Raw genomic sequence first — 11,787 nt, forward strand, 5'->3', positions numbered from 1 at the left:
CGGATGACCTCCACAGCTCTGGGCCGGGACTTCCGGTTGCTCTGGTCCGCCGCCGTCTCGTCGCGGCTCGGGGACGCGCTGCGTACCCCCGCACTGGCCCTGCTGGCCGCGACGGTGACCCGCGATCCGCGGATCATCGCGGCGGTCACCGTGGCGGGTCAGTTGCCACCGCTGCTCTTCGGCCTGCTCGGCGGTGTGTACGCGGACCGCTGGGACCGCCGTCGGACGATGGCGGTGGTCGACGGGGTACGCGCCGCCGTGGTGGCGGCACTGGCGGTGGCGGTCGCCCTGCACCGGGCCGGCGTCTGGGTGGTGCTGGTGGCGGCGTTCCTCCTCGCCGCGTTGGGCACCCTGTTCGACTCCGCCTCGTTCGCTCTGCTTCCCGCGTTGGTGCCACCGGACGCGTTGCCCCGGGCGAACGGTCGACTCCAGGCGGGTTCCGCGGTCGCCGGGGGTTTCCTCGGGGCGCCGGCCGCCGGTGTCCTCTTCGCCGTCGCGCCAGCCCTTCCGTTCGCCCTCGACGCCGTCACCTTCGCCGTGGCCGCGCTGCTCGTGCTGGCCCTGACCCCGGCGCCGGTCGCGGGCACGCCGCCCTGGTCCGGGGTACGGCGCGGATCGGTGTGGCGTGAGATCGTCGAAGGCCTGCGCTGGTTGTACGCGCACCGGACACTGTGGCGGGTCACGGTGCTCACCTCCGCGAGCAATCTGGCGATCAGTGGGATCATGGCGGTGCTGGTGCTCTACGCGCTGGACGTGTTGCGGGTGCCGCCGGCCGGGTACGGGCTGTTCGCCGCCGCCGCCATCGTCGGTGGCGTGGTCGGGGCGCTCGGGGCCGGTCGGCTCGCCGCCCGACTCGGCACGGTCCCGGCGCTGGGCGTGGTGCTCGCCGCGGAGACCGTGGCGTTGACCGGGTTCGCGCTGGCCCGGCATCCGGTGCCGGGTGGTCTCGCGTTGGCCGTGTTCGCCGCCGGCACCGTGGCGTGGAACAGCCTGTGGGCGTCGTACGGGCAGCGGAACGTGCCGGCCGGGCTGCTCGGCCGGGTCGGGGCGGCCCAACGGATGGTCGGCCTGGTCACCGCGCCGGTCGGCGCGGCGCTCGCCGGGCTGGCCGCCGCCGCGTTCGGGACGGTGCCGGTGGTGGGCGCGGCCGCAGGCGTGTTCGCGCTGGTCACCGTCGCGGCGTGGCGGGCACTGCGGCCGGTGTCGCGGGCCTAGCTGGCCGGCCGGTCGCATCGGCTCAGCTCGGCGGCTGCCTCCCGGTGGGACAGCCCGGACAGACGCAGCGCGATCCGCCGACGGAACGGCGGCACCGCACCGATCAACCGGAGCAGCACGTCCCGGGCCGGCCGGCGGGCCGGGGAGACGGTGGCCAGCCGGGTCAGCCCGGCGGCGAAGCTCATCACGTCCTCGGCCATCGGCCGCTGCCGGGTGTTGTAGTCGTCGAGCAGCGTGTCCGGGCCGCCGTCGAACACGTCCGCCAGCGCGGTGCCGAGGGCGACCGCGTCGCAGATCCCGAGGTTCATGCCCTGCCCGCCGGCCGGGCTGTGCACGTGTCCGGCGTCCCCGGCCAGCAGCACCGACCCGGCTCGGAACGTCTCGGCGATCCGGTGGTGGACCCGGAACCGGGAGCCCCAGAGCACCTCGGTCACCCGGTCGGGTCTGCGTGCCGGGCCGCGTTCGTCGAGCAGCGCCTGGAGGTACGCCCGGTCCGGTGCGGGTGGGGCGTCCGCCACGGCGGCGACCAGTCGGACCACCCCGTCCGGCAGCGGCGCCCAGATCAACGGGCCGGGGCGGGCGAGGAAGAGGGCCGCCTCGTCGCGCGGCAGGACGCTTCGCACCCGTACGTCGGCGAGCACGAAGGACTCTTCGTCGCTCGGGCCGGTGAAGTCGATGCCGGTCAACTGCCGCACGGTGCTGTGCAGGCCGTCCGCGCCGACGACGAACCGGGCGCGCACCGGCTCCCCGTCGACCTGCGCGAGCACCCCGTCGCCGGTGTCGGTGAGCCCGGTCAGTCGACGCTGTCGTCGTACCTGGACGCCGAGGTCGGCGAGCTGCCCGGTGAGCACCGCCTCGGTCACCGACTGGGAGACCAGCAGCGCGTAGGGGTAGCGGGACGGCAGCTCGTGGAACGGCACCGACAGCAGCACCCGGTCGCGGTCGCGGACCGTGAAACGCGGCGTCCGCACCGCCTGGGCGATCAACGGCGCCGCCGCGCCGATCCGGTCCAGCACCTCCAGGGTGTACGCGTGCACGACCGCCGCGCGGGACGTCGTGGGCGGCTCGGCCAGCTGGTCCAGCAGTGTCACGTCGACTCCGCGCCGAGCCAGCGTCAGGGCGGTGGCGAGACCGGTAGGGCCGGCGCCCACCACCAGAACGTCGGTGCTCATGGACACCTCCAGACGATCGTTGCCAACACCTGTTGGCAAACACTTGTTGGCGACGTTAGAACCCTGCTGATTGCGTGTCAACACCTGTTGGCATACGGTCGTTGACATGACAGTGCCCGCTCCGCCGACCCAACCCCGCCGCTCGGACGCGACCCGGGCGGCGATCCTGCGAGCGGCCCGTGAACGATTCGCCGCAGACGGGTACGAGCGCGCCACGATCAGGGCCATCGCCGCCGACGCCCAGATCGACCCGTCGATGGTCATGCGCTACTACGGCAGCAAGGAGGGGCTCTTCGCGGCGGCGGCCGAGTTCGACCTACGCCTGCCCGACCTGACCCCCATCCCGCCCGAGCACCTCGGCGAGACGCTCGTCCGGCACTTCCTCAGCCGGTGGGACGGCGACGAGACCCTCGTGGCGCTGCTGCGGGCCGCCAGCACCAACCCCGGCGCCGCCGAACGGATGCGCGACATCTTCGCCAACCAGCTCACCACGGCGGTGGCCGCCTTCGGCACCGACCCGACGACGACCGCCCGCCGTGCGGGTCTGGTGGCCAGTCAGGTGCTCGGCCTCGCCTTCACCAGGTACGTCGTCCGTCTGCCGCCCATGGTGGACACGCCACCGGAGGACCTGGTCTCCTGGATCGCACCGACCCTTCAGCGCTACCTGACCGGAACACCGGGAAACTGACCCAACCCTTTTCCTCCCCCCGTGCGTCTGTCAGGTGACGCGCATCGGGACGGCCGGGAGGAGGGCGGATGGCACCGAAGGGTGACGACGGGCGCGACGGCTACCTCGCCTTCGTGGAGAGCCATCAACACCGACTGCTCCGCGCGGCGTACCTGATCTGCGGCAACCAACACCAGGCCGAGGACCTGCTCCAGGACGCGCTCCTGAAGCTCGCGCTGCGATGGGGCTCGGTCCGCAACGCCGACCCCTCCGCGTACGTGCGGGCCATCCTCTACCGCGACTCGGTGTCGTGGTGGCGACGTCGGCGGCGGGAGTGGCTCAGTGCCGCGCCACCGGACCAGGTGGCCCACGACCGGGACGGCGCACTACGGCTGACCCTGCACGACGCGCTGGGCCTGCTGCCACCTCGGCAACGGGCCGTGCTGGTGCTGCGCTACTACGAGGATCTGACCGAGGTCGCCACCGCCGAGGCGCTCGGGGTGACCGTCGGCACCGTCAAGAGCCAGTGTCACGCGGCGCTACGTCGACTCCGCGAGGTCGCACCGGACCTCGCCCGGGACACCCGAGGAAGCCAGGGCTCGGCCGACCTGGCCAGCGGTGCGGAGGTGAACCCGTGAACGAGCAGGACCTACGCCGACTGATGACCGTCAGCGTCGAGGACGTGCTGCCCAGCCGACCGGCCATCGCCGGATGGGAGCGGGCCCGCCGCACCCGGCGTACCCGAAAGGCCGTCGCGGCGGCGGCGCTGGCCGTGGCGCTCGTCGGCGGTGGCATGGTGGCCGCCCTGCGCTCGTCCGCCGATCGGCCGCCGGTCATTCCGGTGGCCCCGACCGTCGAACCCACCCACTCCGGCCCGGTCCAGCGGCCGCCCGACAACCTGACCTACCTACCCGACCCGTTGAACCGGCTCGGCAGCCCGGCGACGGTGCCGCTCTCCGAGCGACCGGTCCAGCGGGCCCGGGCGCTGTTCCAACCGGTCGACGAGGAGAACCGCGCCGACGGGCCGGTCCGGGTTCTCGGCGACGACGGTGTGGTGCGCAGTCTCGACGTGGTGACGTTGGCGCCCACCCGGGACGCGGGCGGCAACGAGGCGGTCGCCGTGAAGCCGGGAGTGCTGTCGCCGGACGGCCGGGCCGCCGCGTTCGCCCAGAACGACGAGTTGGTCCTGGTCGACCTCACCACGGCGGACGTCCGCCGGATACCGATTGAGGGATACCTGGAGTTGGTCGTGTGGGCGCATGACCGGGTGCTGGTCGGGGGCGACGACCGGACGTACGCGGTGGATCGGGTCACCGGGACCGCCACCATGATCGACGTGTCGACCTGGGTCGTGGCCGCACCCGACCCGGAGGCCGGCCGGGACGCCCCACTGGTCGAGATGATCGGTGAGCGGGACGCCCTGAAGCTGCGCACCAGGACGGCCCGCGAGGCACAGGTCCGTTCCGAACAGCCCGTCACCGGGGGCGCGCTGCCCTCGCCGTACGCGATCAACGAGTTCTACGGCCGGGGCTGGCTGCACGGCGAGCGGCTGGCCAGCGCGGCGTGGATCACCAGCGGTGAGATCGACGGCGCCGAGGGGGTGGCCGTGCTGGACGCACGGACCGGTGCCGTGTCCCATCTGCTCGACCTGGGCCGGGATCGGGCCAAGGGCTGCTGCGAGGTGCTGGGCTGGGACAACCAGGGCTCGGTTCTCCTCCGGCTGGAGCCGGCTGCCCTGGCCCGTTGGAACCCGGAGACCGGCGAGATCACCGGCATCGTCCGCGAGCTGCGCGGGGCGATGGCACTCGCCAGCTGACGGCCGCCCCCACGCGACCGGGGCAATCGCGTGGGGGCGGCCGTACGGCTTCAGGCGGCGAGGCCGCCGGGCTGGTCGCCCTTGACCACGGGTGCCCGGACCAGGTTGCCCCACTCGGTCCACGACCCGTCGTAGTTGCGCACCTGTGGGTAACCCAGCAGGTGCCGCAGTACGAACCAGGTGTGGCTGGACCGCTCACCGATCCGGCAGTACGCGATCACGTCGTCGGCCGGGCTGAGCCCGAGCTGGTCGGCGTAGATCGCGCGCAGCTCGTCGGCGGACTTGAAGGTGCCGTCGTCGTTGGCGGCCGACTTCCACGGCTTGCTCACCGCGCCGGGAATGTGCCCGCCCCGCAGCGCGCCCTCCTGCGGGTAGTCCGGCATGTGCAGCGTCTCGCCCGTGTACTCGCCCGGCGAACGGACGTCGACCAGCGGCCGGCCGGCGGCGATGTGCGCCATGACCTGCTCGCGGTACGCCCGCAGCGGCGCGTCGTCGCGCACCGGCACCGGGTAGTCGGCGCGCGGTCGGGTCGTCTTGTCACGGGTCACCTCGCGGCCCTCGGCGATCCACTTCTGCCGACCGCCGTCGAGCAGCCGCACGTCGGCGTGGCCGAAGAGCGAGAAGACCCAGAGGGCGTACGCGGCCCACCAGTTGAAGTTGTCGCCGTAGAACACGACGGTGTCGCCCCGGCCGATGCCCTTCGCGGCACACAGCTCGGCGAAGCTCTCGGCGTCCAGGTAGTCCCGGGTCACCTGGTCGTTCAACTCCAGGTGCCAGTCGACCTTCACGGCACCGGGAATGTGACCGGACTCGTAGAGCAGCACGTCCTCGTCGGACTCGACGACGACGAGGCCCTCGTCGCCCAGGTGCTCGGCCAGCCACTCGGTGGTGACCAGCCGTTGCGGGTCCGCGTACGACTGGAGGCGGGGATCGGGATCGCTCGGCACAGACATGATCCCCAACCTACGCCGCGACGTGGCCGCACGGCCCGCCATCGAGCATCGGGGGCGACACATGTGGCCAGGAACGCGTCCGGCCCACCACCCGAAAGGATGGCGGGCCGGACGGAACCGTCACACTGCGCGCAACCTAGTCGGCCACGCCGAAGTACCAGATGGTTGGCTCGGACTCGGTGCCGTTCTCCCTGATGCCGACGACCTGGAGCATCGTCCAGCCGGCCTCCGCCGGCACCCAGGTCACCGAGGCACTGCCATCCGCGTTGGCGTGCACGGTGCCGGGCTCCTCGTTGAAGAAGGAGTAGCGATAGCTGACCACGCCGGGCACGTGCGAGCTGAAGGTGAACACCCCGGGCACGCCCGGCCCACCGCTGTAGGTCCCTTCCTCGTACACGGTCGCGGAGATGGTCGGCGCGTTGCTCGCAGCCAAGAACTCGTAGGTGGTGACCGGAGACCGGTTGCCGACGGCATCCACGCTCCACACTTCGAGCCGGTTGGAAGCGACCCTGGGGGTCAGGGTCACCGTCGCCGAACCGCCGGGGTGATTGGCGGTCACGGTGCCAGGCGCACCGCCGTTGAGCTGGTAGACGAACCCGACCGTGTCCGCATCGCCTTGGGCGTCGAGGGTGAACTCACCCGGTATCGCCGGTGCCTGCGGACCGTCGACGGGAAAGTCGATCGAGGAGACTGTCGGTGCCGTGGCCGGGCCGTCGAAGTCGGTACGGAAGTAGCAGATCCCGCTCCACTCACTGGTGGCTCGGCTGTCCGCCGCGCGCACCTGCCAGGCGTACACCCGGCCGTTCTGGATGTCGTCGGTCCGGAACCGGCCCAGGGCCCGATCACCGTTGCGGCCGTAGTCGATCCGTTCCACCCGGGCGGCCGGCTCGTCGACCGGCCAGAGCGCGAACGTCGCGGTGAGCTGGTCCGTCCCACCGGTGTCGCTGAGGTCCTTGTCGTGCAGGACCGCCGACAGGTTCAGATCACGCCGCGGCACCACCTGGTACGGCTCCGCGACCGTGCAGTTCGTGCTGTTCACGGTCTGGAGATCGGTCGGTACACCCGGCGGGTAGTTGTGGTCGATGGAGAGGCCCACCTGGCTCGCGTACTTCCGGGCCAGCGTCGGGTCCTTCTCGACCGCCACCGGGAGCCGGAGCGAGAGGGTGAGCGTTGACTTGCCCTCGGCGAGGGCCTGACGCAACCCCTCCGTGGCGTCGAAATCGACGTAGGAAGCCGGGCACCCCGATTGCGCAGGCAGCAGGGTGGTGTCGATCCGCCCGAGGTCGACCGGCGGCTTCGCCCAACTGGAGCGCGAGGTGTACCCCTCGGTACGCCACAACTCCACCTCGGGGCGCTTGGCGCAGTCGCCCGCCCCGGTCTCCTTGGCGTTGAAGATGGCGGACTCGATGACCGCGCCGCGGTACGTGGTGATGTCGAAGGTGAAGTACGCCCGCGAGGTGTGCGGACGCCGCTTGCTGTCGAGCCAGGTACCGACCGACACGTCGCCGGCCTGATCCATGTTGATGGTCTTAGGGCGCTCGGAGTCCGTCCACGCCCAGGAGGTGTTCTTCTCGAAGCGCACGTCGTACGCGGCGGCCGGCGTAGCCGTCGAGACGACCACCAACCCGGCGGCCGCCAGGGTGGACAGTGCGGCGGCCAGCAGCTTTCTCCGGGTTGATCTGGACAGCGTCGTACCAGGTATGAGGGTCATCCCTCGTCCCACCTTTCCCCGTTGTCCCCGTACGTGATCGACGGGGGCACCGGAGAGTACCCAGCCGGAGCGACGTTCGACGATCCGATATCCGGCCCGAACCTGGAGCCGGTCGTCCTGTTTCGAGAATCAGTCGACGATGGGCCCGAGCAGCGGTCGCTTGGCCGTCACCGTGTCGCCGGACGACCGACCGGTGAGCCGCCGCTTCACCCACGGCGCGAGGTGCTGACCGGCCCACCGCAGGTCGGCGGCGCGGGCGGCCAGCCACGGTGACGGGGCCGGATGCGGTGGGACCATCAGCCACTCCTCGTCGCAACCCACCCCCAACGCGTTCAACACCTGCCCCGCGACCCGCCGGTGGCCGGCTGCGGAGAGGTGCAGCCGGTCGGTGCTCCAGAGCATCGGGTTGAGGAAGGTGTCGTCGGCGTACAGGTCGACCATGATCGCGCCGTGTCGCTCGGCGGTCTCACCGACAGCCTGGTTGAGCAACTGCACCCGGGGAGCGACGAGCCGCTGGCCGGGCAGCCGGGCCATCACGTCGGCGAACCGGAACAGCAGCACGTCCGCGCCACCCGAACGCAGTTGCCGCACCACATCGTCGAAGCGGGCGATCAGCGTGTCCGGGTCGAAGGTGCGACGCAGAACGTCGTTGCCGCCGGCCGCGAAACTGATCAGGTCGGGCTTCATCGCCACCGCTGCCGGCACCTGCTCGGCGACGACTCCGGGGAAGAGCCGGCCCCGGATGGCCAGGTTCGCGTACCGGAAGTCGGGGCCCGCCTCGGCGGCGAGCCGGGTCGCCACCAGGTCCGCCCAACCCCGGAAGGTGCCGTCCGGGTACGCGTCGTCCATACCCTCGGTGAAGCTGTCCCCGACCGCGACAAAACTGCGCCAGCGCACCCGCGCCCCCTTACGCCATTCGTTGCCTGCGGCGACAAGTCTGTCACCGGAGGCGTCACCGGCACCGCCCCGATCGGCGGACGTGGCGGACGTCATGGGCCGGCCGCGCGGCGCCACCGGTCCGGCGACCGGGATCGACAGGAGGGACTGGCCACCCCCGTGAGCGGCCGGTCCCTCGTCGTCACCGGTGGACGTCCACCGATTGGCTCAACCCAGCAGGCCGCCCCACGGCTGACCGGCCGGAACGGCAGCGTCGGCCTGCACCCGGCCGTCATCGCCGTAGCGGACCAACCGGTACGCCGGCGCGTCGTCCGCCGGGGTCGCGGTGTTGACCTGGACCACCAGGCCGCCATCGGCCAGGACGATCGCCTCGACCGCCTGGCCGTGGCCGGTCGGCTCGCTCCAGGCCCGCTTGAGCGGCGTCAGCTCGGTGGCCTTACCGCCGGCCGCGTCCACCCGGTAGGTGCGGAACCGCCAGCCGCATCCACACTCACCGGCGTTGGGCACGTGGGTGCTGATGACGAGGGACCGACCGTCGCGGGAGATACCGGCCACCCCGTCGATGACGAGGCCCTTCGGCACGCTCGGCGTGATCGAGCGTTCGGCACCCCGCTCGTCGCGGACGCGCACCGCCCGGTCGGTGAACTGGACGATCCACCCACCGGACACCGTCGGGCAGCTCGCCTGCCGGGTGGCGACCACCTTCCGGCCGGTGCCGTCGGCATTGACGGCGACGATGGTCCAGTCCTTCTCCCGGCCCAGGCCGAACAGCACCCGGTCGGAGTCGAGCCAGCCCGGGGCGCAGGTCTGCTGGCCCCGTGTCGGGATGGCGCGCTGCCTCGTACCGTCGAAATCGCTGATCACCAGCCGCTTGGCGGACGCCTCGACCCACGCGGCTCGTCGGCCGTCCGGCGCGACGGCGATCTGCCCGGCAGCCGTACCGTTGCCCGGACGGCCCTCACGCACCACCTGCCAGCTTCCATCCGACGTACGCCGCGAGATCCGTGCTGCAGCGTTCTTCTCCGCGCCGTGCTGCTGGGCGGTGTACCAGGTCAGCTGCGGCCACTGGGACGAGCCGACGGCCGGGGCCGCGGTGACGGGGGCCGCGTCGGACCCGGAACCACCCGTGCCGCCGACCGAGGTGTCACTGGTCGCGGGAACGGCACCGTCGTTTCCGGCGGGAGCGGACGCGCGGTCCGGCCCGGCGGAACCGCAGGCCGTGGCACCGAGCGTCAGGAACAGCAGGGCGGCCGTACCGACGAGGACGCGGGAACGACGGGCGGGCTGGGTGAACGGGCCGAGGTTCATGGTGGTACTCCTTCACGGAGTTCGTGACCGAGCGGGACACCACCCAAGACGAGCCCCTGGGCGTGGTGGGTTGCCGCCGCCGGACGCCGCTATCCGACAGTGAGATCCGGCCGCACCGGCAACCATTTCCGCAGGTGACCGACCGTGATCAACGACTGTGTGGGACCGGCGCGGAGACCGCGGAAGGGCGGGCCACCCGGAGGTGACCCGCCCTTCGCCGTGCCTGGCCGTCAGTTCACGACGGCCAGGATCTGCATGTCCTTCAGAGTCGCCGGCTCGGCGGTCTCGGAGACCTTCGTGCCGTCCTCGCCGACCAGCAGCACGGCGTACCCGCTGCCGGCCTTGACCCGCACGACCATCGACCCGTCGGCCTGGAAGTAGACCTGCCGCAACTCGCGCCCACCCAACGGCAACGTGACCTGCTTGCCGCTACGGGTGTCCAGCACCGCGCTGGCCTGGAGGAACCTGCCTACGTCCCGCTGGTCCTCGCTGCCCGGGTGGAAGCGGTACAGGGCGATGCGGTCGCCGCCCGGCGAGAGACTGGCGATGTGGCTGCTCCACCAGGTGCCGCTCGGGTCCAACCCCGGCACGTCGCGCTGCCGTTTGCCGTCGGCGTCGAACAGGGTCACACCGGCGCTGGTGTTCATCGCGACGGTTCCGCCGTCGTCCGACCAGAGGGCGTGGCACGCCGATGGCTCGGTGTCCCACCAGCGAACGGTCTTCTTCGCCGAACGGGTGTCCAGTACGCCGTACCGGCCGGGCTCACCCGTGGCCTTCGCCTCGCGGAACAGCAGGTGCCCGTTCGGCGACCAGACCGGGGTGACGCAGTTCCTCTCCACACCCGAGCGCATCGTCTCCTTGTCGCCGCCGTCGACGTCGGCGGTGAAGATGGTGGTCCTGCCCTCGCCGTCGTCCTCCATCCAGGCCACCCGGCGGCCGTCCGGCGAGACACTCACGTTGCCCACAGCCGCAATCTCGGGCAGCGAGAGGAGGCGCACCGTGTCCCCGCCCGGACGCCAGGACCGCAGGTTCGCGCTCTTCGCGTCGGTCACCGTGGCGGGCCCGTAGAAGAGCTTGCCGATCTTCGCCGTCGGCGTGTTCGGGCTGGATCCGCCATCGGGGGAGCCGGGTGCTCCGCTGGTGCTGGTGGACGGCGTCGAGCTGGGCGACTGCGTCGGCGTCGGGCTCGCCGTGACCGATGGGCTGTCGGCGGGCAGTGGGGGCGGGGACCGATCGGGCCGGACGGCGAAGGCGGTCCCGGCCGCCGCCGCGATCAGCACCAGAGCGGCGGCCGACGTGGCCACCGCCCGCTGGATACCGAGCCGTCGGGACGTACGCAAAGTCCGGTCCCGCAGATCGACCACGGTGACCTCCTCGGCCAGCTCGGTCAGATCGAGCCGGAGGCGCTGGTCGTTCATCGGGCGCTTCCTTCCAGGACGTACAGCTCGGCGAGTTCGGGCGCGACGACGCGCAGCTTGGCCAGTGACTTCGCCGTCTGGCTCTTCACGGTGCCCACGGTGACGCCGAGCAGATCGGCGGTCTCCACCTCGGTGCGGTCCTCGAAGAAGCGCAGCACCAGCACGGCCCGCTGTTTCGGGGAGAGCTTCGCCAGCGCGGCCCGGAGTGTGAGCCGCAGGCTGGTCTGCTGGGCGTGGTCCGGGCCCGAGTCGCCTCCGCGTGGCTCGGGCAGGTCGCCCGGCATCGACTCGGGTACCCGGCGACGCCGCCACCAGGAAACCTGTAGGTGGTACATGGTCTTGCGGGTGTACGCCTCGGCGTTGCCGCTGTGGTGCAGCCGGTTCCAGGACCGGTGTGTGCGGGCCAGAGCCGACTGGACGAGGTCCTCCGCCAGGTGCTGGTCACCGGTGAGCAGATAGGCCGAGCGCAGCAACGCCGGCGTGCGGGTACGGACGAACGAGTCGAACTCACTCAGTAGAGGGTCCACACGGGCCGATCCTTCGGGTAGTGAGCTGGGGGTGATGTGCTGCCTTCCCTGACGCGAGTCCCCGCGACGATGGTTGCCGCCCGCGACACCCAGCTTCACGTCA

Annotated in this window: 11 protein-coding genes; 4 read left to right on the forward strand and 7 right to left on the reverse strand. The window is 71.8% G+C overall.

Annotated features, from left to right (window positions below; translation table 11 throughout):
• Positions 1 to 3: 3 nt before the first annotated feature.
• Complete coding sequence (locus GA0070612_RS05905; RefSeq protein ID WP_088987004.1) at positions 4 to 1,215, forward strand: MFS transporter; 1,212 nt, start codon at positions 4 to 6, stop codon at positions 1,213 to 1,215.
• On the opposite strand, the gene GA0070612_RS05910 is transcribed toward GA0070612_RS05905, so the two are convergent.
• A complete protein-coding gene (locus GA0070612_RS05910; protein WP_088987005.1) occupies positions 1,212 to 2,387 on the reverse strand; it encodes an FAD-dependent oxidoreductase in 1,176 nt (391 codons plus the stop codon). The two genes, GA0070612_RS05905 and GA0070612_RS05910, sit on opposite strands and share 4 nt — an antisense overlap.
• Before the next feature lie 106 nt (positions 2,388 to 2,493).
• On the opposite strand from GA0070612_RS05910, the gene GA0070612_RS05915 reads away from it, so the two are divergent.
• The 3 genes from GA0070612_RS05915 to GA0070612_RS05925 all read left to right on the forward strand — a co-directional run bounded on the left by GA0070612_RS05915 (position 2,494) and on the right by GA0070612_RS05925 (position 4,870).
• Positions 2,494 to 3,075 carry a TetR/AcrR family transcriptional regulator gene (locus GA0070612_RS05915; protein WP_088987006.1) on the forward strand — a complete coding sequence of 194 codons (582 nt, stop codon included), beginning with the start codon at positions 2,494 to 2,496 and terminating at the stop codon, positions 3,073 to 3,075.
• A gap of 68 nt (positions 3,076 to 3,143) precedes the next feature.
• Complete coding sequence (locus GA0070612_RS05920) at positions 3,144 to 3,692, forward strand: SigE family RNA polymerase sigma factor (protein WP_088987007.1); 549 nt, start codon at positions 3,144 to 3,146, stop codon at positions 3,690 to 3,692.
• On the forward strand, positions 3,689 to 4,870 hold the full coding sequence (locus tag GA0070612_RS05925) for a hypothetical protein (RefSeq protein WP_088987008.1): 1,182 nt from the start codon (positions 3,689 to 3,691) through the stop codon (positions 4,868 to 4,870). Before GA0070612_RS05920 ends, GA0070612_RS05925 begins: the two co-directional genes overlap by 4 nt.
• 50 nt (positions 4,871 to 4,920) lie before the next feature.
• Here the strand turns inward: GA0070612_RS05925 and GA0070612_RS05930 are convergent, their stop codons facing one another.
• From GA0070612_RS05930 to GA0070612_RS05955, 6 genes are all read right to left on the reverse strand, one after another.
• Positions 4,921 to 5,823 (reverse strand): sulfurtransferase, encoded by a 903-nt coding sequence (locus GA0070612_RS05930; RefSeq protein ID WP_088987009.1) that lies wholly within the window; start codon positions 5,821 to 5,823, stop codon positions 4,921 to 4,923.
• 136 nt (positions 5,824 to 5,959) lie between these two features.
• Positions 5,960 to 7,534 (reverse strand): hypothetical protein, encoded by a 1,575-nt coding sequence (locus tag GA0070612_RS05935; protein ID WP_157742429.1) that lies wholly within the window; start codon positions 7,532 to 7,534, stop codon positions 5,960 to 5,962.
• Between the two features lie 129 nt (positions 7,535 to 7,663).
• Complete coding sequence (locus tag GA0070612_RS05940; RefSeq protein ID WP_088987011.1) at positions 7,664 to 8,431, reverse strand: SGNH/GDSL hydrolase family protein; 768 nt, start codon at positions 8,429 to 8,431, stop codon at positions 7,664 to 7,666.
• A gap of 207 nt (positions 8,432 to 8,638) precedes the next feature.
• Positions 8,639 to 9,739 (reverse strand): TolB-like translocation protein, encoded by a 1,101-nt coding sequence (locus tag GA0070612_RS05945; protein ID WP_088987012.1) that lies wholly within the window; start codon positions 9,737 to 9,739, stop codon positions 8,639 to 8,641.
• A 230-nt stretch (positions 9,740 to 9,969) separates the two neighbouring features.
• Positions 9,970 to 11,157, reverse strand: a complete 1,188-nt coding sequence (locus GA0070612_RS05950; RefSeq protein WP_088987013.1) for a TolB family protein — start codon at positions 11,155 to 11,157, stop codon at positions 9,970 to 9,972.
• Positions 11,154 to 11,684, reverse strand: coding sequence for a SigE family RNA polymerase sigma factor (locus GA0070612_RS05955; protein ID WP_088987014.1), 531 nt, complete (start codon positions 11,682 to 11,684; stop codon positions 11,154 to 11,156). Before GA0070612_RS05955 ends, GA0070612_RS05950 begins: the two co-directional genes overlap by 4 nt.
• Positions 11,685 to 11,787 lie beyond the last annotated feature (103 nt).

This window comes from Micromonospora chokoriensis (assembly GCF_900091505.1).
In the GTDB taxonomy this organism is placed as follows: Bacteria; Actinomycetota; Actinomycetes; order Mycobacteriales; family Micromonosporaceae; genus Micromonospora; species Micromonospora chokoriensis.

What these genes read in the sequence shown, in the direction of transcription:
- GA0070612_RS05935 (WP_157742429.1), bottom strand. Translation starts at nt 7,534, where the DNA reads ATGACCCTCATACCTGGTACGACGCTGTCCAGATCAACCCGGAGAAAG.
- GA0070612_RS05930 (WP_088987009.1), bottom strand. Translation starts at nt 5,823, where the DNA reads ATGTCTGTGCCGAGCGATCCCGATCCCCGCCTCCAGTCGTACGCGGAC.
- GA0070612_RS05945 (WP_088987012.1), bottom strand. Translation starts at nt 9,739, where the DNA reads ATGAACCTCGGCCCGTTCACCCAGCCCGCCCGTCGTTCCCGCGTCCTC.
- GA0070612_RS05915 (WP_088987006.1), top strand. Translation starts at nt 2,494, where the DNA reads ATGACAGTGCCCGCTCCGCCGACCCAACCCCGCCGCTCGGACGCGACC.
- GA0070612_RS05905 (WP_088987004.1), top strand. Translation starts at nt 4, where the DNA reads ATGACCTCCACAGCTCTGGGCCGGGACTTCCGGTTGCTCTGGTCCGCC.
- GA0070612_RS05910 (WP_088987005.1), bottom strand. Translation starts at nt 2,387, where the DNA reads ATGAGCACCGACGTTCTGGTGGTGGGCGCCGGCCCTACCGGTCTCGCC.
- GA0070612_RS05920 (WP_088987007.1), top strand. Translation starts at nt 3,144, where the DNA reads ATGGCACCGAAGGGTGACGACGGGCGCGACGGCTACCTCGCCTTCGTG.
- GA0070612_RS05950 (WP_088987013.1), bottom strand. Translation starts at nt 11,157, where the DNA reads ATGAACGACCAGCGCCTCCGGCTCGATCTGACCGAGCTGGCCGAGGAG.